24 protein-coding genes and 1 pseudogene are annotated in these 19,051 nt (G+C 32.5%); 18 read left to right on the forward strand and 7 right to left on the reverse strand.

The window, feature by feature from the left end:
* Positions 1–99: 99 nt before the first annotated feature.
* Both C7954_RS01615 and C7954_RS01620 read left to right on the forward strand, forming a co-directional pair.
* Complete coding sequence (locus C7954_RS01615; RefSeq protein ID WP_073160986.1) at positions 100–438, forward strand: type II toxin-antitoxin system RelE/ParE family toxin; 339 nt, start codon at positions 100–102, stop codon at positions 436–438.
* Positions 439–870: 432 nt separating this feature from the next.
* Positions 871–1,959, forward strand: a complete 1,089-nt coding sequence (locus C7954_RS01620; RefSeq protein ID WP_133505759.1) for a Fic family protein — start codon at positions 871–873, stop codon at positions 1,957–1,959.
* A 212-nt stretch (positions 1,960–2,171) separates the two neighbouring features.
* Here C7954_RS01620 and C7954_RS01625 read toward each other — a convergent pair whose 3' ends face one another.
* From C7954_RS01625 to C7954_RS01650, 6 genes are all read right to left on the reverse strand, one after another.
* Positions 2,172–2,567 carry a type II toxin-antitoxin system death-on-curing family toxin gene (locus tag C7954_RS01625; protein WP_089722759.1) on the reverse strand — a complete coding sequence of 132 codons (396 nt, stop codon included), beginning with the start codon at positions 2,565–2,567 and terminating at the stop codon, positions 2,172–2,174.
* Positions 2,564–2,788: an AbrB/MazE/SpoVT family DNA-binding domain-containing protein gene (locus C7954_RS01630; protein ID WP_013405740.1), complete on the reverse strand. Its 225-nt coding sequence runs from the start codon at positions 2,786–2,788 to the stop codon at positions 2,564–2,566. Before C7954_RS01630 ends, C7954_RS01625 begins: the two co-directional genes overlap by 4 nt.
* Before the next feature lie 270 nt (positions 2,789–3,058).
* Complete coding sequence (locus C7954_RS14135; RefSeq protein WP_208292418.1) at positions 3,059–3,235, reverse strand: type II toxin-antitoxin system RelE/ParE family toxin; 177 nt, start codon at positions 3,233–3,235, stop codon at positions 3,059–3,061.
* An 11-nt stretch (positions 3,236–3,246) separates the two neighbouring features.
* On the reverse strand, positions 3,247–3,513 hold the full coding sequence (locus tag C7954_RS01640; RefSeq protein ID WP_089722758.1) for a type II toxin-antitoxin system Phd/YefM family antitoxin: 267 nt from the start codon (positions 3,511–3,513) through the stop codon (positions 3,247–3,249).
* Between the two features lie 283 nt (positions 3,514–3,796).
* Positions 3,797–4,219, reverse strand: coding sequence for a type II toxin-antitoxin system VapC family toxin (locus C7954_RS01645; protein ID WP_089722757.1), 423 nt, complete (start codon positions 4,217–4,219; stop codon positions 3,797–3,799).
* A complete protein-coding gene (locus C7954_RS01650) occupies positions 4,200–4,454 on the reverse strand; it encodes a DUF6364 family protein (protein ID WP_073160970.1) in 255 nt (84 codons plus the stop codon). Before C7954_RS01650 ends, C7954_RS01645 begins: the two co-directional genes overlap by 20 nt.
* A gap of 169 nt (positions 4,455–4,623) precedes the next feature.
* Here C7954_RS01650 and C7954_RS01655 point away from each other — a divergent pair, with 169 nt between their 5' ends.
* Both C7954_RS01655 and C7954_RS01660 read left to right on the forward strand, forming a co-directional pair.
* A complete protein-coding gene (locus tag C7954_RS01655; protein ID WP_234971169.1) occupies positions 4,624–4,890 on the forward strand; it encodes a type II toxin-antitoxin system Phd/YefM family antitoxin in 267 nt (88 codons plus the stop codon).
* Between the two features lie 54 nt (positions 4,891–4,944).
* Entirely contained in the window at positions 4,945–5,103 is a 159-nt protein-coding gene (locus C7954_RS01660; RefSeq protein WP_223174532.1) for a hypothetical protein, read from the forward strand.
* Between the two features lie 20 nt (positions 5,104–5,123).
* Here the strand turns inward: C7954_RS01660 and C7954_RS14140 are convergent.
* Positions 5,124–5,240, reverse strand: a pseudogene (locus C7954_RS14140) (type II toxin-antitoxin system RelE/ParE family toxin); the annotation flags it as partial.
* 527 nt (positions 5,241–5,767) lie between these two features.
* Here C7954_RS14140 and C7954_RS01670 point away from each other — a divergent pair.
* The 14 genes from C7954_RS01670 (at position 5,768) to trpB (ending at position 19,020) form a co-directional block, all read left to right on the forward strand.
* Positions 5,768–6,667, forward strand: a complete 900-nt coding sequence (locus C7954_RS01670) for an acetamidase/formamidase family protein (RefSeq protein ID WP_089722756.1) — start codon at positions 5,768–5,770, stop codon at positions 6,665–6,667.
* A gap of 28 nt (positions 6,668–6,695) precedes the next feature.
* Positions 6,696–7,886: an ABC transporter substrate-binding protein gene (locus C7954_RS01675; protein WP_073155340.1), complete on the forward strand. Its 1,191-nt coding sequence runs from the start codon at positions 6,696–6,698 to the stop codon at positions 7,884–7,886.
* A gap of 66 nt (positions 7,887–7,952) precedes the next feature.
* Entirely contained in the window at positions 7,953–8,729 is a 777-nt protein-coding gene (locus tag C7954_RS01680) for an ABC transporter ATP-binding protein (RefSeq protein WP_073155342.1), read from the forward strand.
* Between the two features lie 40 nt (positions 8,730–8,769).
* The gene (locus tag C7954_RS01685; RefSeq protein WP_073155344.1) at positions 8,770–9,501 is read left to right on the forward strand and encodes an ABC transporter ATP-binding protein; all 732 of its coding nucleotides are present in this window, start codon (positions 8,770–8,772) and stop codon (positions 9,499–9,501) included.
* A gap of 31 nt (positions 9,502–9,532) precedes the next feature.
* On the forward strand, positions 9,533–10,426 hold the full coding sequence (locus C7954_RS01690) for a branched-chain amino acid ABC transporter permease (RefSeq protein WP_073155349.1): 894 nt from the start codon (positions 9,533–9,535) through the stop codon (positions 10,424–10,426).
* Between the two features lie 114 nt (positions 10,427–10,540).
* The gene (locus tag C7954_RS01695; RefSeq protein WP_208320664.1) at positions 10,541–11,317 is read left to right on the forward strand and encodes a branched-chain amino acid ABC transporter permease; all 777 of its coding nucleotides are present in this window, start codon (positions 10,541–10,543) and stop codon (positions 11,315–11,317) included.
* Positions 11,318–12,275: 958 nt separating this feature from the next.
* Complete coding sequence (gene trpS, locus C7954_RS01705) at positions 12,276–13,274, forward strand: tryptophan--tRNA ligase (protein WP_073155356.1); 999 nt, start codon at positions 12,276–12,278, stop codon at positions 13,272–13,274.
* A 62-nt stretch (positions 13,275–13,336) separates the two neighbouring features.
* Entirely contained in the window at positions 13,337–14,431 is a 1,095-nt protein-coding gene (gene aroC / locus C7954_RS01710; protein WP_110300757.1) for a chorismate synthase, read from the forward strand.
* Between the two features lie 108 nt (positions 14,432–14,539).
* Positions 14,540–15,067, forward strand: coding sequence for a hypothetical protein (locus C7954_RS01715; protein WP_089719114.1), 528 nt, complete (start codon positions 14,540–14,542; stop codon positions 15,065–15,067).
* Positions 15,068–15,168: 101 nt separating this feature from the next.
* Positions 15,169–15,498, forward strand: coding sequence for a tRNA-binding protein (locus C7954_RS01720; protein WP_073155368.1), 330 nt, complete (start codon positions 15,169–15,171; stop codon positions 15,496–15,498).
* Positions 15,499–15,602: 104 nt separating this feature from the next.
* Positions 15,603–16,133, forward strand: coding sequence for a dihydrofolate reductase (locus C7954_RS01725; protein WP_073155370.1), 531 nt, complete (start codon positions 15,603–15,605; stop codon positions 16,131–16,133).
* Entirely contained in the window at positions 16,117–16,908 is a 792-nt protein-coding gene (locus C7954_RS01730) for a thymidylate synthase (protein WP_089719119.1), read from the forward strand. The genes C7954_RS01725 and C7954_RS01730 overlap by 17 nt, the downstream gene beginning before the upstream one ends.
* A gap of 87 nt (positions 16,909–16,995) precedes the next feature.
* The gene (locus tag C7954_RS01735) at positions 16,996–17,589 is read left to right on the forward strand and encodes a DNA-3-methyladenine glycosylase (protein WP_134058559.1); all 594 of its coding nucleotides are present in this window, start codon (positions 16,996–16,998) and stop codon (positions 17,587–17,589) included.
* A gap of 222 nt (positions 17,590–17,811) precedes the next feature.
* Positions 17,812–19,020, forward strand: coding sequence for a tryptophan synthase subunit beta (gene trpB, locus C7954_RS01740; protein WP_073155379.1), 1,209 nt, complete (start codon positions 17,812–17,814; stop codon positions 19,018–19,020).
* Positions 19,021–19,051: the final 31 nt, after the last annotated feature.

Here is a 19,051-nt window from a genome sequence, read left to right on the forward strand (position 1 = left end):
TTCGAAAATACCAAAATTTATGGGAATTTAAAGGATTGTTTGCACAGCTTTATTTCATTCAGGGATGCTGCATGATAAAAAGTTGTAAAGTGGTGTATAATGCCTAAATTACGAATTAATCCCTTAGCAACAGAAGACTTGATAGAGATTAGAGATTATATTACAAAAGAGTTAGAAAGCCCTGCAGCAGCAATAAAAGTGGTAAGTAAAATAATAGAGAGTTATGAGAAATTAAAAGAATTTCCTATGATGGGAGCAGATTTGTCAGTTAAAGTAAATATAAAAACTGACTTTAGATACTTGGTGTCAGGCAATTATATTATCTTTTACCGAACTGATGATGAATATGTATCTATATATTGTATTCTATATGCTGGAAGAGACTATCTTAGAATTTTGTTTCCGAATGAAATTAACTTGAGTTATGAAGATGAATAGACTGTGAACTTCCTATTATTTCGCTAGAGTTCTGTAATGCCTGATGCTTTAAAAAATAGACTATAACTTATTATAAAATTGAGTTGCAATCTTGAAAAAATATAAAAAAAATAAAGAAATAATTATGTGGAAAAGCGCAGAACAGATCGGGTCCCTACTCGGACCTCCCAATCTCTTCTACTTGGCAGCATACATCACATAACAACAAGGTTTACGGTTCCGCTACGCTGCACCCAAATCCATCAACCCAAGATAGGAGCTATCTAAGGGTTGATGGACTTTGTAAACCTGCGGGACGTTATGTGACATATCATAAATCAAATAAACTCTTTTTTATTTTCATAAAATAATAATTTGAAGATAATTGCAATATAAAGCGAATTATATTATAATAAAATGTATAAAATGAAAATAAAAGAGAGGATGATCTAAATGAAACCTTTTAAACCATTTGAATTACCAATAGAAGAACAAATAAATCCTATGGAATTTTATAATGAACTAATTAATGCAAGTACAAATGTAGGTAAATATCAGGTTATGTTAAAAAAATCTAAAGTTAATGAGTATTTTCTTATTACTCCCTTTAGTTTACAGGAAGCTGTACAGTCCAGCAAAATCGAAGGTACACAAGTAACTTTTGATGAAGTTTTAGAATTTGATATTGATAAAAATGAAAAAAACAATGATGCTCAGGAAGTTTTGAATTATTATGATGCATTAAACTATGGTGAGAATGCTTTAGAAAAATATCCTATATCAACACGTCTATTCAAAAAATTACATGAAATTTTAATGAGTAATGGTGTTATAGGTCAAAATAGAGCTCCTGGAGAATATCGTTCTATTCAAAATTTCATAGGCCCAGAAGGATGTACTTTAAAAACAGCTACTTTTGTGCCACCTCAGCCACAATTAGTCGATTCCTATATGTCTAACCTAGAAAATTATATTAATAATCCCAATGATAATTTACAATCTTTAGTCAGGATAGCAATAATACATGCTCAATTTGAAACCATTCATCCATTTTTAGATGGTAATGGTAGAATTGGTCGTATATTAATCCCGCTGTATTTATATGATGTAAATCTCATAAATTCTCCCAATTTATTTATCAGTAAAGTATTAGAAAAAGATAAACATAAATACTATAGATTGCTGAATGGAACAAGAAAAGAGGGGAATGGTTGGGATGAATGGATTAAATTCTTCTTGCAAAGCGTAAATAAACAAGTACTCAAAAATATTGATCTAATTGAAGAAATTGATAATCTGTATGAACTAGATTTAGAAAATGCAATGAATTTAATAAATAGTACTAATCTAGTAGATCTAATTAAAGCAATGTTTCAAAAGCCGATATTCAATGTGAAAACAATTAGTTCTTTAACAGGGATACCTGATACAACTTGTAGAAGATATCTTAATACTCTTGAGGAAGAGAAGGTAATATTTTCAGATAATAAAAAGAGAAATAGAAAATATTATTATTATAATTTACTCGATTTATTAAGATAAAAACCATGATACGTCACATAACATGGGATTGGCGTCATGACTTCTGTCATAAAGCTTGCAGGTTAACTGATTACTGATACGAAAAAGCAAGCTTTACGCCAGTTCCTGCGGAATCAGGCACGAGCGCAAAATCCAAGGGACTTTATCTGACATTTGCCGATTAGTAGATTGAGAAACAAAAAACCTCCTGATTAATGAACTCAGAAGGTTTATCATTCTATTGAATTTGTATTATTTTCAAGCAATAACGTTAGTTCTTTTTTCGATAACTGGCCAGAAGCTACCTGAATCATCATTTTATAGGCATCTTTCTCGGAAGCTGTAATTTCTAGATTATTTTTTTGTAAAAAAGTATCCATAGCTACAAAAGCAATTCGTTTATTTCCATCAATAAATGGATGGTTATTACAGAGATGATAGCAATAAGCTGCTGCCATTTTTAGCAGTGAATCGTGTAAATATTCACCCTGGTAAGTTGCTTTAGGCTGTTCAAGAGCTGAATCTAATAAATTTTCATCTCTAATACCAAAACTACCACCATAAATTTTAACAAGTTGTTCATGGAAAAAAAGAATTATGTCTTTAGGTATAAATTTAATATCATTCATTTAGCTAATTCCTTAAGAGTATTTTTATATTTTTGGTTAGTCTTATCAAAAGCTTTAGCCCATTCTTCAAATTCTGGATTAAAAGGGGTTACTGTAAAACCATCTTCATTTTCAATGATATGAAGTTCTTCCCCTTCTTTAAGATTATATTTTTCTTTAAGCTCTTTAGGAATAGTAAAGCCGTAGCTGTTACCAACTTTTCTTAATTTTATAGTTTTCATGGTTTATCACCTCAACTATATTATAACATTTGTATTACTAAAAAGAAAGCAGGTAAAAGAAAAAGAATAAATAATTATATAAAGAGAAGGTCAAAAGAAGCAAACGATCATATAACATGTGATTGGCGTCATGCTTTCTGTCATAAAGCTTGCAGGCTAACCAATCACGAATATGAAAAAGCAAGCTTTACGCCAGTTCCTGACGGAATCAGGCACGAGCTCAAAACCCCAGGGACGTTATGTGACATTGAGCTCACTGAAAATATTATTTTATAATAAAAAATTATATTTTCGCTTGCCATGTAAAATTCTTCTGATTTCTACTATTTTTTTATTTTCAAATACTACATAAAACACAAGATAGTTTCCTATAACAAGCATCTGTTTGTATATATGAAATAATTTCATTAAGATCCTTTTTGGCAGCTGGAAGATAGATAACTTCATATTTTTGATTACTATTCATTTAATTTCTTCCTCATTTGGTGCATTAAATCATCATGAGGAGTAGTAGGAGCATTATTTTCACTTTCTTTTTCTGCTTCTCCTAATTTTTTATAGAGTTCTAAAAGAGCTTGCTGCTTTTCAAATTGAGCAATACTCATAACAACCATATCTCCACGACCATTTTTAGTTAAAAAGACAGGTTCTCCATTTTCATGACAAACATCAGATATTTCTTTAAAATTATTTCGCAAATCAGAAACGGGTCTAATAATTGGCATAAGATCATCACCTTTCTTATTTTATATCAATATTATATCATAATTATGATAATAAATACATAATATAATGATAAATAGATAAAAAATTAATAATTTGCAGGAATTATTTTCTTTAGCTTTAAATTTATTATAATGACTTTTTTAAAATAAAAAGACAATCGCTCAATGATCACATAACATGGGATTGAAGATTCCGCTGCGCTCTATTGCGAATTCGTTCGGTAAGGGCAGTCGCCCTAAACCTCACGAACTTCTTAAATCCCAGTAACGTTATATGAAATCCCTAGTTGTCTTTTGAAAAAATAGCTAAAAATTCCGTTGGACTTAAAGATTTTACATTACCTTTTTTAAAATCATCAAGATTTCTGGTTATTATATAGTCAATTTCATTCTCATAAGAACTAACATCTATAACAGCATCTTCAAAATCATTTATTTCTGAATTTAAAGATCTTCTTAATATAGTTTCAGTTATAGGAATTAATTTAAACATGTCTAAGAACTCATTTAATACAAATTTTACTTTTTGTGAATCATTATAGTTTTTCATTAAAAAATAAGCCAAGGTTGTAATCTCATGAGCACATAAATATCCCTGAATTTTATTTACATTACACAATTCAATTATTTGAGCAGCTTGTTTATGCTTATTACGTTTGTTTAAAAAATCAAGGAGAATATTTATATCAATTGTAATTTTTTTCATGAAAAGCTCTCCTTAAATCTTTTTTATCAGGAATAGGTTTACTTTCAAAAGCACCATAAAGTTTTTCTATTCTTTTTTGCAATTTTTGTTCTTCAAAATTTTGTTCCTTGTTCTTTTTTAGTTCAATAAGATATTCTTCAACAATATGTGAAATAGATTGATGAGTTTCTTTTGAAAAATTATGGGCAAATTCAATAAGATCATCATTAATACTTAAAGTCAGTTTCTTTTTCATTAGTATCACCTCTTTACGTAATCAATTATACCATAACACGTAATAGAGATCAATTTGATAACCAAGACTTCATATAACATGGGATTTAACATGGGATTAAAGATTCCGCTGCTCTCCATTGCAAATTTGTTCGGTAATGGCGGTCGCCCTAAACTTCATAAACTTGATAGTGGTTACTTTAAGAATTGATAGAGAGCACATGGTTTCATCTTCTGAAATTGTTTGTAATTTTAGTAAAATGTTAGATAAAACAAAAGAGTCCCCGCTTTTTATTACCAGGAATAATGATATTGAAGATATTATGATGGATATTGAGGAATATGAAATGTTACTAGAAAAAATAGAATTTCTGGAAGACCAATTAGAAGATGCCCATATGGAAGAGGTTATAGCAAAAAGAAAAGAAAACTTTGATCTTAAAGATGCAGTAAAGTAAAAAAGAAATAATGGAGTTATTAGATAAAGAATAGATTTTAGGAGGCTTAAATTGATGAAGCTTAAATTTTATTCTGAAGTTAAAAATCATATTGATAATTTAGATGGAAGTGTTAAACCAAGACTTAAAAGTACGCTTAATAAAATTAAAAAATCTCCTGAATTGGGAAAACCACGTATGATTCTTTTAATTTCAACAATTTTTTCTCTTTGAAATATTACATAAAACACAAGATAACTTCCTATAACAAGTATCTGGTATCCTTTAGAATTTAAATTTTCATCGTCTGGCTTTTTCCCTTTGTAAGGAAAATCTTTTAACTGTGATATATTTTCATCAATCTTGTCCAAAAAATTTAATACTACCTCAGGAGCTTCTATTTATATAATATCACTTAACACTAATGCATGTATAATGTTTTTAATTTTTATGCAGGTATTTTTTTCTATTAAAATAATTATATTATTAATGTTCCTCCACAAGAACTAAAACAACAGATATATTATTGTGGTTACCACTCAGGGTATTAAGTAGATAAATTTATTGATTTAAGTCACTATTTTGAAAATTATATGCTAGGGTTTAAAATGAAAAATGAGAAGGACATTTATACTAAATATAGAGCTGGTACTTATCTTGTGATAGAGTGAAAGTCTGCTTGCAAACCTTGAGGGCTTGCCCCGAGGAGGGTCAATCACCCTGCCATAGGCATCCAGAAGGTAGAAATATTAGTGAAATTAAAAGCTGAATATCTCAATCATATTTTTGCTCAATTTTCTAAATATTATCCCAGGTCATAATCTTTACAATTAATTTTTCAATATGGTATAATGTATCAACTTTAGATAACTAAAGCATTAAAAAAGGGGGTGTTTTTATGCGAATAGGTTCCAAAAATGTGGTTTACAGCATGTCAGCAGAGAATAAACCTGCAGCTTCCTGCAAACCTGGTGAAACCGTTGTCTTTGAAACTCAAGACTGCTTCAGTAATCAAATCCAAACAGAGGATGTATTATTTGAGACAACAGACTGGGATACAGTTAATCCTGCTACTGGACCTCTAGAAATTGAAGGGGCAGAACCCGGTGATACACTTAAGGTTGAAATAAAAAAGATGGATTTAAATGATCACGGTGTCATGGTAGCAGTACCAGAAATGGGATTTTTAAATAATTTTATTGAAGAATCAGAAACAAAAATAATTCCAATTGAACAAAATAAGGCTGTATTCAGTGATAAAATAAAAATTGATTTAAATCCTATGATTGGAGTAATTGGTTGTTCACCGGGCAAAGATGAAGAAGCTGTGCCTTGTGGAACCCCCGCCTCTCATGGCGGTAATATGGACACAAAAGTTATCACAGAAGGTTCTACATTATATTTCCCGGTTAAAGTTTCTGGTGCAATGCTGGCAATGGGAGATCTACATGCAGCAATGGGGGATGGAGAAGTAGTTATTAGTGGAGTAGAAATTGCAGGTGAAGTAACTGTTAAAGTTGATGTTATCAAAGGAAAAGAAATTACCGATCCGATGGTAGAAAGAAATGATGCTTTTTATACAATTGCGTCTGGGCCAACACTTGATGCAGCAGCCAAAAAAGCAGCTGACAATATGTTCACATTTCTAAAACAGAGATTAGACTTAGAAAATAACGAATTGGCGATGCTGATGAGTGTTATTTGTGATCTTCAGGTATCTCAGGTAGTAGATCCAGAAAAAACTGCAAGAATGCGTGTTGATAAAAAAGCTTTAGCTGAATATAATATCCAATTTTAAGTAAGATAAAATATTAGGAGGAAAGCATATGAAGAAGCGAGCATTTAGTATTTTATTTATAACCTTTTTGTTAGTGGCACAGTTTTCCATATTTACTCTGGCAGCTGATCCAATAACAATAGGTGGTACTTCGAGTATGGTTGGTATTTTAGGGTCAATTGGAGAAATGGTATTGAGAGGTGCCCAGCTGGCTGTTGATATGGCAAATGAAAAAGGTGGAATTCACGGACAGGAAATCGATTACACTAATATTGATGGTCAAAGTAATCAAACAGTTATTTCTAATGCTGCAATTCGATTAATTGAAGAAGAAAATGTAATTGCTGGTATTGGTCCGGTAGATATTAATTATTTATCAGCTGCAGCACCAATATTTGAAAATAATAAAACCGTTTTGATGGACCCTACCGCTACAACTCCAAGCATAGCTGAAATGGGAGATTATATTTTTATGACTCCTTTTGGGGATGATGCTCAGGCAAGAGCACTGGCAAAATATGTTGCTGAAGATTTAGGTTTCGATAATATTGCCATTATTAAAGATGTAAATGCTGATTACAGTATTACTCTGGCAGAACATTTTATTGAAGCTTTTAAAGAATTCACAGGCAAAGAAAATCCAATCGCTGTGGAAGAAAATTACCAAACTGGTGACCAGGATTATACAGCTCAAATGACAAGAATTAGACAATTTAAAGATATCGACGCTTTATTTATTATTCCGCCATTACCTCAAGATGCTCCCGTTATTGCAAACCAGGCAAGACGCTTTGGTATAAATGTACCAATAATTTATCCGGATGCTGGAGATTTCGATGAAGTAATAGACATTGGTGGAGATTCTGTAGAAGGAGCTTATATTTCTTCACACTTTGCTGTCGAAGAAGCAATGACAGATATAGCAAATGAATTTGTTGAAAAATTTGAAGCAGAACACGGATATACACCGGGTGGCTTTGAAGGCCTTGGTTTTGATTCAGCCCAGATCATTTTAGAAGCAATTAGAAAAATTGATGCTGAAGAATGGAAGTCAATGAATTTAGCAGAACAAAGAGTAGCTGTTCAACAATCACTAATTAATAATGAATTTAATAACTTAATCGTTCCTATCAAATATGAGCCCAATCTTCCTCCTACTAAACCAGTTGTAATCAAGCAAATTAAAAATGGAGAAAGAGTATTTATTAAAACAATGTGGCCAGAAGACTTTGAAAAGTAAAAGACTATTATTGAGGTGAACAATTTTTGTTCACCTCATCTTTTAACTTATCAGAAAGGAGTTATAATGAGTGAAGAAATATTAAAATTAGTTAAACTAACCAAAAAATTCGGTGGTTTAACAGCTGTCAAGGATTTTTCAATGACACTAAATAAAGGAGAACTCTTAGGCTTAATTGGTCCTAATGGGGCTGGCAAAACTACTACATTCAATCTGATAAGTGGAAATTTAGCTGTAAGCTCAGGTAATATCATTTACCAGAACAACGATATTACAGATTTAAGACCAGATCAGGTTGCAGATATAGGCATTGCTAGAACTTTCCAAAATATTAGGCTTATGTCAGGGATGACTGTCTTAGAAAATATGCAGTTAGCATTTCATATTTGGAATGATTATAATATTTTAGACACAATTTTTAGAACAAAAAAATTTAAGATTAAAGAAAAAAAATATTTAGAAGAAATAAATGAAACTTTAAAACATTTTAATATACTTGATTATAAAAATGATAAAGTCGATGATCTTCCACCTGGAATCCAACGCAAAGCTGATATTACTAGAGCAATTTTACTTAAACCAGATTTAATACTGCTGGATGAACCAACTGCGGGTATGAATCCTTCAGAAACTGATGAGCTTGTTGAGATAATAAAGTGGATAAATAAAGATTTAAAGATATCAACAATTCTTGTAGAACATGATATGAGGGTAATTATGAATATCTGTTCTAGAATTATAGTAATGGAAAATGGAGATATTATTGCAGAAGGAAGTCCAGAAAATGTTCAAGCTGATAAAAAAGTTATTGAAGCTTATTTAGGTAAAAGCTATCAGGTATAAAAGCAGAGATTTAAGAAAGTTTTGAGAAGGGAGTAGACTAATGGCTAAAGATTCAAATAACAAAAATTTATTAACTTTAGAGAATATAGAATCAGGCTATGGTAAAGTTAAGGTTTTGCACAATGTCTCACTTAAAATCAAAGAAGGACAGATTGTAACTATAGTCGGAGCAAATGGAGTTGGAAAATCAACAACTATCAAAACCATTCTAGGTTTAATTAAACCCAGTAGTGGTCAAATAAAATTTAAAAATGAACTCATAAACAGCTTAGAAACTTATAAAATTATTGCAAAAGGAATTGGCTATTCACCAGAAGGAAGAGAAGTTTTTGGAAATTTAAATGTATATGAGAACCTTAGAATTGGAGCCTATACTGTCAGCAAAGATGATTTTACAAAAAGATTAGAAGAGGTTTATCAGCTTTTTCCAAGACTTAAAGAAAGAAAAAATCAGGAAGCAAGTTCTCTATCTGGAGGAGAACAGCAGATGCTCGCAATTGCCCGTGCTTTAATGCAGGATCCTGATTTGCTGATACTGGATGAACCATCATTAGGATTAGCTCCTATAATAGCCGAAGAAATTTTTAATAGATTAGCAGAAATTAATCAGATGGGCACAACTATTTTACTAATTGAGCAAAATGTGAATCTTGCTTTACATCTTTCAGATCACGCCTATGTTATGGAAAAAGGAAAATTTGTATTAGACGAAAAAGCTTCAATATTAGCACAAAATGACTATGTTAAAAAAACATATATGGGTATTGCTTAATGTATATTGATTAGCGAGAAGGGAGTATTTTATGGATTTAACATATATTTTTCAACAGGTTTTAAATGCTTTAAGTTTAGGCAGCATGCTGGCACTTTTGGCTGTTGGCTATACTATGATATACGGGGTTCTAGGATTAATAAATTTTGCCCATGGTGAAGTTTTTATGATTGGAGCCTTTACAGCTATGTATGCGATTACAGGCTTAGGCTTTCCACTTCCAATAGCACTTATCTTAGCTATTATTGCTTCAGTTTTAGCTGGAGTTTTACTGGAAAGATTCTGCTATCGGCCGGTTCAGGGTTCTGGAGATATAACATTATTTATTACTTCGCTTGCCGCCTCAATCGGCATCAGAAGTTTATTTGTTATGTTATTTGGAAGCCGTTCAATGCAGTTTCCAATGCCTAAATATTTACAGGGTATTCGTTTTTGGGGAGATATTTTAATCACAGATTTGAATTTAATTATTTTTGTTTTTACAGTAATAATAACTTTAATTTTAAGCTTTTTTATTAAAAATACTAAATTGGGGATTGCAATGCGAGGTGTTTCATATAATAAACAAACAGCTGAAGCAATGGGGATTAACAGCACCTCAATTATAGTAGCTACTTTTGTTATTGGTTCTGCACTGGCTGCAGTAGCTGGTGTTGCCTGGGGACTTCAATATGGAAATGTAAGACCGGCAATGGGTTATCACCCCGGCATCAGTGGATTTATCGCTGCAGTACTTGGAGGGATTGGTAATATTTCAGGAGCCGCAATAAGTGGATTCTTATTAGGAGTCGGACAGGTATTATTTGTAGCATTTTTACCATCTGTCTACTCAGGCTTTCGTCCGCTTTTTGTCTGGATAGTTCTATTTATTATTCTGTTCTATAAGCCAACCGGACTTTTCAGATCTAATATTAAATGGGAGTAGATAATTATGAAATTAACCGAAAATCACAGTGATAATTTTTTTAAAAATAGAAAAAAATATACATTAGTCATTCTTTTTATTTTTTTTATACTGCTTTTCATCTTATCAAATTCGTTGAGCGGATATTATTATAGAATTTTGCTTTTATTCGGGATTAATGTTATTTTAACTCTTAGTTTAAATATAACAAATGGTTATGCAAATATATTTTCATTAGGACATGGAGGTTTAATGCTTGCTGGTGGATACACCACTGCTTTATTAACTCTACCAGTAGAATTTAAAGCTAATACTCTAAGTCTCCCGCTCTGGTTAGAACAGGCACAGGTTCCTTTTATATTTTCAATTATTTTAGCAGGAATTGTTGCAATGATTGTTGGTTTAACTATACTTTTACCTGCTTTTAGATTAAAAGGTCATTACTTTATTCTTGCCTCACTCGGAATAAATATAATTATGATTAATATTGCCGAAAATGTTAGACCAATAACTAATGGTGCAACCGGCCTTAGAGGAGCACCTCCTTATACAAATATTTGGTGGATTTTTGGGATAGCTATTTTCTTGATTTATCTAATTTGGACCCTGCTTACTGCTAGATTTGGTAGAGCAATTAAAGCTATTGGTAAAGATCAGGGATTGGCAGAGGCTATGGGAGTCAACAGTGCTAAATACAAGGCTTATGCCTTTATGATAAGCAGTTTTTTCACCGGGGTTGGTGGAGCACTCTGGACCCACCTGATTCTTACAATAAGTCCTTCTTCTTTTGATCTGCTTGTTGTTTTCCAAATTATTATGATGCTTGTTATTGGTGGAGTCTCAAGTATAAGTGGCTCCATACTTGGAGCAGCTATCATAACTGCAATCCTAGAAATTCTTCAGCCTCTGTAGGAGGGAATAAACCTTTTTGGATTTGAAATACCAAGAATGTTTGGTTTAACTCAGGTACTGCTGGCAGTATTTTTAATAATAGTTATGATCTATAAACCCGATGGTATTATGGGAGAAAAAGAAATCAAGCTTTTATCAACTGATTGATATTTAAGATTAAAAAATGCAGTGCTGAAAATTTAGCACTGTTTATTTTTTGTGTGCTCCGTAAATTATTCTGATAGTAGGTGAAAGTCCTATCTATGTTGTGGCATGTATCATGTAAAAGTCAACAATGACAGGGTGTTCACCGTGAGGTGAAATCTGAAGAGTCTGAGACGTGCTGTTAGTCCAAAACATTATGTGAACCAGAGGTGGCATCTGTAAATGGCGATTCGCCAAAAAATCGAAAAAGCTCAATGCCGGCATAACAACCATGTTCAGATGGCGTCAATAGTAGCTATGATGACTGGTCCTTAGATAACAGGGTGACCTGCAGGAGGATAAAGCCAGTTTAGCAAAGGACAGCCAGCGCAGTCGAAGTTGAAGATAATACAGGATGTGAAAATTCTTTTCCGGAGTTTGGATGAATGGATACGAATGTGGTTAAGGTCATATATAGAGAAAAAGAAAGCAGTTATGAATCAAAACAAAAGAATCCCCAATTCCTTTTTCAGGAAGAAGGGACTCGTTTCACTACTTACTAGATTGTCCTAGAGGACTAAAATATACAGCTGTGGTAACACAGTGACGAAGACTTATTCCTTGAGACGGGCAACGACTGACGGAAAGCTGTATACGGGAGAACCGTACGTGCAGTTTGACGAGGGGTCCCAGCTGAAAGGCTGGTCCTACTCTATTATCAATATAATTTATATTTAAGTCAGTTTCATGTATAATTTAGTTAAGTTAACTATACTAAACTAGAATTAAAGAAATTTTGATAAATTCTATCATAATATTTTGGAGGTTTAATTAAATGAATAATAAGAAGCGAGTTTTCTCTGGTGTTCAGCCAACAGGTCAACTGCATATTGGAAATTATATTGGAGCCTTAAGTTTATGGGTAGAAAACCAGAGTAAATATGATAACATTTTTTGTATTGTCGATCTGCATGCACTTACAATTCCGGAAAGTATTGAACCACAGTATCTGAGAAAAAAAGTTAGAGAAGTTGCCGCCTTATACCTTGCCTGTGGAATTGATCCAGATAAGTCTACAATATTTATTCAATCTGATATCCCACAGCACAGCGAATTAACCTGGCTTTTAAATTGTGTAACTCCTATTGGCTGGTTAGAAAGAATGACTCAGTTTAAATCCAAATCTAAAAAACTTAATTCAGTTGGAACCGGCTTATTTGATTATCCAGTATTGATGGCCTCAGATATTTTGCTTTATAAAACAGATTTAGTCCCTGTAGGTGAAGATCAAAAACAGCATATAGAAATTACAAGGGATATTGCCCAACGATTTAATAATTTATACGGTAATGTTCTTAAAATACCAGAAGAATTAATTCGAAAAAGCGGAGCCAGAATAATGGGCTTTGATGATCCAGAAGCTAAAATGAGTAAGAGTGCTGATGAAATGAAAAATAAACATGCTGTTGGTCTACTTGATTCACCTGATGAGATCAGAGATACTATAATGAGTGCAACTACTGACTCCAACCGTGAAACTAGATTTGAACATGCATCTCCCGGTATTAAAAATATGTTAACTCTTTATCAAGCATTAACCAAACAAAGCCGTAAAGAAATTGAAGAACATTTTTCTGATGGTAAATATGGAAAATTAAAAAAAGAACTAGCAGAAGTTGTTATTGAAACTTTAAAACCTATTCAGCAAAAATATAATAGAATAATCAATGATAATTCTTATTTAGATCAGATATTAAATGATGGAAAAGAAAGGGCAGCCGAAACTGCAGAAAATACAATGAATGAAGTCAAAAAGAGCATGGGTTTAAAGTAACTTAATGCAACTATTTTATTTAGAATATATTCCAGAAAAGAGGAAAAATGAGGTGGTTAAAAATGTCTGGTTCAATATTAGGAGATATGTTTAAAATTTCAACCTGGGGTGAGTCACATGGTAAAGCTCTGGGAGTTGTAATAGATGGTTGTCCAGCCGGACTTGAAATTTCTGCAGCGGATATTCAAAGAGATTTAGATAGAAGGAAACCGGGCCAGTCTCCCTTTGCAACTCCCAGAAAAGAGGGAGATAAAGTTGAAATTTTATCAGGAATATTTGAAGGAAAAACAACAGGAACACCTATTTCTTTAATTATTTTTAATAAAAATCAAAAATCTAAGGATTACTCAGCCCTTAAAGATATTTATCGCCCTGCCCAATCTGATTTGAGTTACGACTTAAAATACGGCTTTAGAGATCACAGAGGTAGTGGACGTGCTTCCGGCAGAGAAACTGCTGCTAGAGCAGCTGCCGGTGCTGTTGCAAAGAAAGTATTAGCAGCTTTAGATGTTAAAATATTAGCTTATACTGCTTCAATCGGCCCGGTTAAAGCTGATCCTAAAAATTTTAATGAAGATTATATTATGGATAACTTTCTATATATGCCTGATTCTGATGCAGTTAAGAAAGCTGAAGACTATTTAAATGAGCTGATTGAAAAAAATAATTCCTCAGGTGGAACAATTGAGTGTATTGTTAAAAACATACCCAGCGGCTTGGGTGATCCGGTATTTGATAAATGTGATGCCCTATTAGCAAGAGCGGTTATGTCTATCGGAGCGGTTAAGGGAGTAGAAATAGGCAGCGGCTTTGATGCTGCTGAAATGACAGGTTATGAGCATAATGATTTTTATAGGTATCAAGCAGGGGGAATTAATAAACTAACAAATAATGCTGGTGGAACTTTAGGTGGGATTACCGAAGGCAGTGATATTTTATTAAAAGCTGCAGTTAAGCCAACTCCCTCTATAGAAAAGACACAGCAGGCAGTTAACAAATCAGGAGAAAATATTGAACTTAGTATTAAGGGGAGGCATGATCCAGTCATTGTACCCAGAGCTGTTGTTGTGGTAGAAGCCATGGCTGCCTTAACATTAGTCGATCTGCTGCTTAAAAATATGAGTTCCAGAATGGAATATCTTAAAAGGGTATATTAATTAAAAGATAATTAAATACTGTGATATTTATAATAAAGAAGCATGCAGGATATTTTCATTATTCATCTAATATATATACTAAGACAATTAAATGAAAGGAGTGTTTTTATGAATATTATTAGTTTCTTTGAGTTGGATAACAATTGTCAGGTATTAAACAAAAAAGATCTAGAAGAAAATTCTCAAAAGAAAATTGAAGTACCTTCCGATAATTATTTTAAAAAAACTGAAAGAGATTTTGATGCTGCTGGAGAATGGTTGGTCATAGATGAACTAATAGAGATAAAAAACCAGTATCTAAATTATATTAAAAATGAGAAAAAACAAATCACCTGGATTCAATTACCAGAAAAATATGTAGAAGAAGAGTATATGGTTGATTATGATACTGATCAAGAATGTCCATTAGGAATTGACGCTTTAATTGAAGAAGACGGTTATCCGATCGGTGTTGTAACTGGTTGTGATTCTATAAAACAAGCTAAAGTAGATAACAACCTTGACGGCCATCGGTACAAAGGCTTATTAGGAATTAAATTAAATAATGATTATTTTTTAAGCTACAATAAAGATAATCGAGAATTTAGATTAATTAAGACACATATGGATTGGGATAGAGGCAAACACACAATCTAAATTAATAAAATTCAATAATATTATCTACTTAAGGGCTGTATATATACAGCCCTTAAATGACTTCTAACTATTCTATTAAGATTAAGGGAGGGTTTATTTTAATGGCAGAATTTAAAGATTTTATGAAATTAGATATTAGAGTGGGAAAAATTATTGAAGCAGAAAACTTTGAAAAAGCTAATGACTCCGCTTACAAACTTAGGCTTGATTTCGGTGAGGATATTGGCCAAAAAAAATCAAGTGCTCAAATTACTGATTTATATAGAACAAAAGATTTAATTGGAAAACAGGTTCTTGCAGTTATTAACTTTCCACCTAAACAAATTGCTGATTTTATGTCAGAGGTATTGGTTTTAGGTATTTACAGTGAAAAAGGAGTAGTTTTAATTGAGCCTGAACAGGAAGTTAAACTTGGTTCAAGACTGGGCTGATTAAATGAATATCACTCTAAATTAGGTTTAATATTTTAAAATGAGAAAACTTATGATAAAGTATAAATAGAGTTATTTTTAATTAAGCTAAATGAGGTGTAGGAATGAGTTTATCAATTATCGCAGCAATGGATGAAAATCAATTAATTGGTAATCAGGGAGATATGCCCTGGAGGTTACCGTCAGATTTACAGCATTTTAAACAGATTACTATGGGATCACCAATAATAATGGGCAGAAAAACGTTCGAGTCTCTGGCCCAACCATTACCTGGTCGAACCAATATAATTATGACAAAAAATAAAGATTATTCTGCTGAGGGATGTTTAATCGTTCATTCAGCAATAGAAATATTAAAGAAATTTTTAAACAAAAAAGAAAAAGAGGCGTTTATTATAGGCGGAGAAGAAATTTACAAACTCTTTTTACCCTATAGTAATAAGTTATATTTAACAATGATCGAGAATGAATTTTTTGGAGACACTTATTTTCCAGATATTAATTGGCAAAATTGGGAAAAAGTATCAGAGGAAAAAGGTAAGACAGATAAAAATAATCCATATTTATATTCATATCAGATTTATAAGCGAAAAAATAAAATTTCCAGGAGTGATTTAAATGAAACAATATCTTGAAATGTGTCAGCATATTTTAGATAATGGAGTAGATAAACCAGATCGGACAGGTACAGGTACAAGAAGTATTTTCGGTCATCAGTTAAGGTTTGATCTGCAGCAGGGTTTTCCTTTAATGACAACTAAAAAAATTTACTGGAAAGCTGTTGTCCACGAACTGCTTTGGTTTTTAAAGGGAGATACTAATATTCAATATTTGAATGATAATGATGTTCATATCTGGGATGAATGGGCTGATGAAAATGGTGATTTAGGTAATGTATACGGTCATCAGTGGCGCAGTTGGGAAGGCAGAGATGGCACAATAGATCAAATTTCTGAGGTAATTGAACAGATTAAAGAAAATCCTTATTCCAGAAGATTAATAGTAAATGCCTGGAATGTTGGTGATCTAGATAAGATGGCCCTCCCTCCCTGTCATCTCTTATTTCAATTTTATGTAGCAGAGGGTAAGTTATCCTGTCAATTATATCAGAGGTCCTGTGATACCTTTTTAGGAGTTCCTTTCAATATTGCCAGCTACAGCTTATTAACTCATATGATTGCACATGTTGTCGATCTAGAACTAGGTGATTTTGTCTGGACTGGTGGTGATGTACATATTTATCAAAACCATTTTGATCAAATTAAAAAACAGCTGAGTCGGGAACCAAGACCTTTACCAAAGATTAAAATTAATAAAGATACTGATGATATTTTTGAGATTGACTTTGAAGATATAGAACTGATTGGTTATGATCCTCATCCCACAATTAAGGGGAAAGTTTCAGTTTAAGAGTTATAAAATATAATAAAAATTTTAACTTCATTTCTATAAATAATTGCTTAATAAAATTATTTATACAGAAATAGGGGTGATATTTTGCGTTTAAAACAGGGATTTTATCAAAAAGATGCAGTACAGGCAGCAAAAGATCTGCTGGGCAAAGTAATTGTTAGAAAATATAATGATAAAACTATAAAGGTTAAAATTGTGGAAACTGAAGCCTACTGTGGAGCAGAGGACAAAGCTTCTCATGCTCACAATAATAAGAAAACCAAACGCACAGCTCCTATGTTTAAAAAAGGGGGCCATTCCTATATTTATTTGATTTACGGAATGTATTACTGTTTAAATGTGGTAACAGCAGCTGAAAATAACCCTCATGCGGTTTTAATCAGAGCAGTTGAGCCTCTAAAAGGACTAAATTATATTAAAGAAAATCGGCAGATTAAAAGCAGCAAAATTGAAAATTTAACAAATGGACCGGGAAAATTATCTCAAGCCCTCAAAATTAATAAGAATTTAAATGGCTGTAATTTAATTGAAAGTGATTTCCTATATATAATTGATACTGAAACAGAAGAATTTGAGATTGAAAACTCTCCCAGAATAAATATTGACTATGCTGAAGAATATAAAGATAAAAAATGGCGCTTTTTTATCAAAAATAATAAATATATTTCAAGATCGTGAACTGAAGAAAAAAATTTATGCTTATTACCCTTTAGATGGAAATTTGATTGATCAGGGATCTCATCAGTATGGATGAACTTATGATCTGGGATCGAATGTTAACTATCAATGAGACTAGAGAGGTAGCTTTTTGAATTTAAAATCTTTTCTTAAGTTGACAGCCGGCAGTATTTCTGCTAAACTTTTATTAAATTCTAAAAATTTGAGATGGAGGCTGAGAGAATGAATAAGAAGAGTCGAGATGAGAAGAGAGATGGGTTTTTTGGTGATTTTGGAGGTAGTATAGTTCCACCTGAGTTATCAGAGGTTTTAAAAGATTTAAAAGAAGCTTTTTTTGAAATTAAAGATGAAAAAGAATTTAGAGATGAACTAGCTTATCTATTTAAAGACTATGTTGGTAGACCCAGTCCCTTATATTTTGCTAAGAGTCTAACTGAAGAAGTTGGAGGTGCAAAAATATATTTAAAAAGAGAGGATTTAAACCACACTGGGGCTCATAAAATTAACAACTGTATTGGTCAGGCTTTACTCGCTCGTAAGATGGGTAAAAAAAGAATTATTGCCGAAACTGGTGCCGGACAGCATGGTGTAGCAACTGCAACAGCCTGTGCTTTGTTTGATATGGATTGTATTGTCTATATGGGAGAAGTTGACATTAAACGCCAGGAATTAAATGTCTTTAGAATGAAACTTTTAGGAGCTGAAGTACGTCCAGTAACAGCTGGAGATGCAACATTGAAAGATGCAGTTGATGAAGCATTAAAAGATTTTGTTGAAAACGCTGATGATACTTTCTATATGCTGGGTTCTGCAGTTGGACCAGATCCTTATCCAACTATGGTCAAAGAATTTCAGTCAATTATAGGTAAAGAAGCTAGAAAACAAATTCTTGAAAAAGAAGATAAGTTACCTGATTATATAGTTGCCTGTGTAGGTGGAGGAAGTAATGCAATTGGGCTATTTGCTCCTTTTGTTGATGATGAAGAAGTAAATATTCTAGGTATTGAGCCGGGCGGTAAAGGTGCTAAGCCTGGAGAAAATGCAGCACCATTAACCTATGGTAAACCAGGCGAACTTCACGGTTTTAAAAGTTATGTCTTATATGATGATGGTGATGTTGTTTCTCATACTCATTCTATAGCTGCCGGTCTAGATTATCCTGGAGTTGGTCCAGAACATAGTTATCTTAAAAATTCAGGTAGAGCTAATTACACAACAGCAAATGACCAGGAAGCTCTGGATGCTTTCCATTTATTATCAGAAAAAGAAGGAATTATTCCCGCCTTAGAAAGTGCTCATGCTGTAGCAGGTGGAATGAAAGTAGCTGCCGAATTAGATAAAGATCAAATTGTAATTATTAATCTTTCTGGACGCGGAGATAAAGATGTAGTTCAAATCAAAGATTTACACGAGAATGGCAATTTAAAATAACTAAAATATGAATTTCATTATACTATTTATG

The organism is Halanaerobium congolense, from assembly GCF_004366375.1.
Classification (GTDB): domain Bacteria; phylum Bacillota; class Halanaerobiia; order Halanaerobiales; family Halanaerobiaceae; genus Halanaerobium; species Halanaerobium congolense.

What these genes read in the sequence shown, in the direction of transcription:
- C7954_RS01615 (WP_073160986.1), top strand. Translation starts at nt 100, where the DNA reads ATGCCTAAATTACGAATTAATCCCTTAGCAACAGAAGACTTGATAGAG.
- C7954_RS01620 (WP_133505759.1), top strand. Translation starts at nt 871, where the DNA reads ATGAAACCTTTTAAACCATTTGAATTACCAATAGAAGAACAAATAAAT.
- C7954_RS01625 (WP_089722759.1), bottom strand. Translation starts at nt 2,567, where the DNA reads ATGAATGATATTAAATTTATACCTAAAGACATAATTCTTTTTTTCCAT.
- C7954_RS01630 (WP_013405740.1), bottom strand. Translation starts at nt 2,788, where the DNA reads ATGAAAACTATAAAATTAAGAAAAGTTGGTAACAGCTACGGCTTTACT.
- C7954_RS14135 (WP_208292418.1), bottom strand. Translation starts at nt 3,235, where the DNA reads ATGAAGTTATCTATCTTCCAGCTGCCAAAAAGGATCTTAATGAAATTA.
- C7954_RS01640 (WP_089722758.1), bottom strand. Translation starts at nt 3,513, where the DNA reads ATGCCAATTATTAGACCCGTTTCTGATTTGCGAAATAATTTTAAAGAA.
- C7954_RS01645 (WP_089722757.1), bottom strand. Translation starts at nt 4,219, where the DNA reads ATGAAAAAAATTACAATTGATATAAATATTCTCCTTGATTTTTTAAAC.
- C7954_RS01650 (WP_073160970.1), bottom strand. Translation starts at nt 4,454, where the DNA reads ATGAAAAAGAAACTGACTTTAAGTATTAATGATGATCTTATTGAATTT.
- C7954_RS01660 (WP_223174532.1), top strand. Translation starts at nt 4,945, where the DNA reads ATGAAGCTTAAATTTTATTCTGAAGTTAAAAATCATATTGATAATTTA.
- C7954_RS01670 (WP_089722756.1), top strand. Translation starts at nt 5,768, where the DNA reads ATGCGAATAGGTTCCAAAAATGTGGTTTACAGCATGTCAGCAGAGAAT.
- C7954_RS01675 (WP_073155340.1), top strand. Translation starts at nt 6,696, where the DNA reads ATGAAGAAGCGAGCATTTAGTATTTTATTTATAACCTTTTTGTTAGTG.
- C7954_RS01680 (WP_073155342.1), top strand. Translation starts at nt 7,953, where the DNA reads ATGAGTGAAGAAATATTAAAATTAGTTAAACTAACCAAAAAATTCGGT.
- C7954_RS01685 (WP_073155344.1), top strand. Translation starts at nt 8,770, where the DNA reads ATGGCTAAAGATTCAAATAACAAAAATTTATTAACTTTAGAGAATATA.
- C7954_RS01690 (WP_073155349.1), top strand. Translation starts at nt 9,533, where the DNA reads ATGGATTTAACATATATTTTTCAACAGGTTTTAAATGCTTTAAGTTTA.
- trpS (WP_073155356.1), top strand. Translation starts at nt 12,276, where the DNA reads ATGAATAATAAGAAGCGAGTTTTCTCTGGTGTTCAGCCAACAGGTCAA.
- aroC (WP_110300757.1), top strand. Translation starts at nt 13,337, where the DNA reads ATGTCTGGTTCAATATTAGGAGATATGTTTAAAATTTCAACCTGGGGT.
- C7954_RS01715 (WP_089719114.1), top strand. Translation starts at nt 14,540, where the DNA reads ATGAATATTATTAGTTTCTTTGAGTTGGATAACAATTGTCAGGTATTA.
- C7954_RS01720 (WP_073155368.1), top strand. Translation starts at nt 15,169, where the DNA reads ATGGCAGAATTTAAAGATTTTATGAAATTAGATATTAGAGTGGGAAAA.
- C7954_RS01725 (WP_073155370.1), top strand. Translation starts at nt 15,603, where the DNA reads ATGAGTTTATCAATTATCGCAGCAATGGATGAAAATCAATTAATTGGT.
- C7954_RS01730 (WP_089719119.1), top strand. Translation starts at nt 16,117, where the DNA reads ATGAAACAATATCTTGAAATGTGTCAGCATATTTTAGATAATGGAGTA.
- trpB (WP_073155379.1), top strand. Translation starts at nt 17,812, where the DNA reads ATGAATAAGAAGAGTCGAGATGAGAAGAGAGATGGGTTTTTTGGTGAT.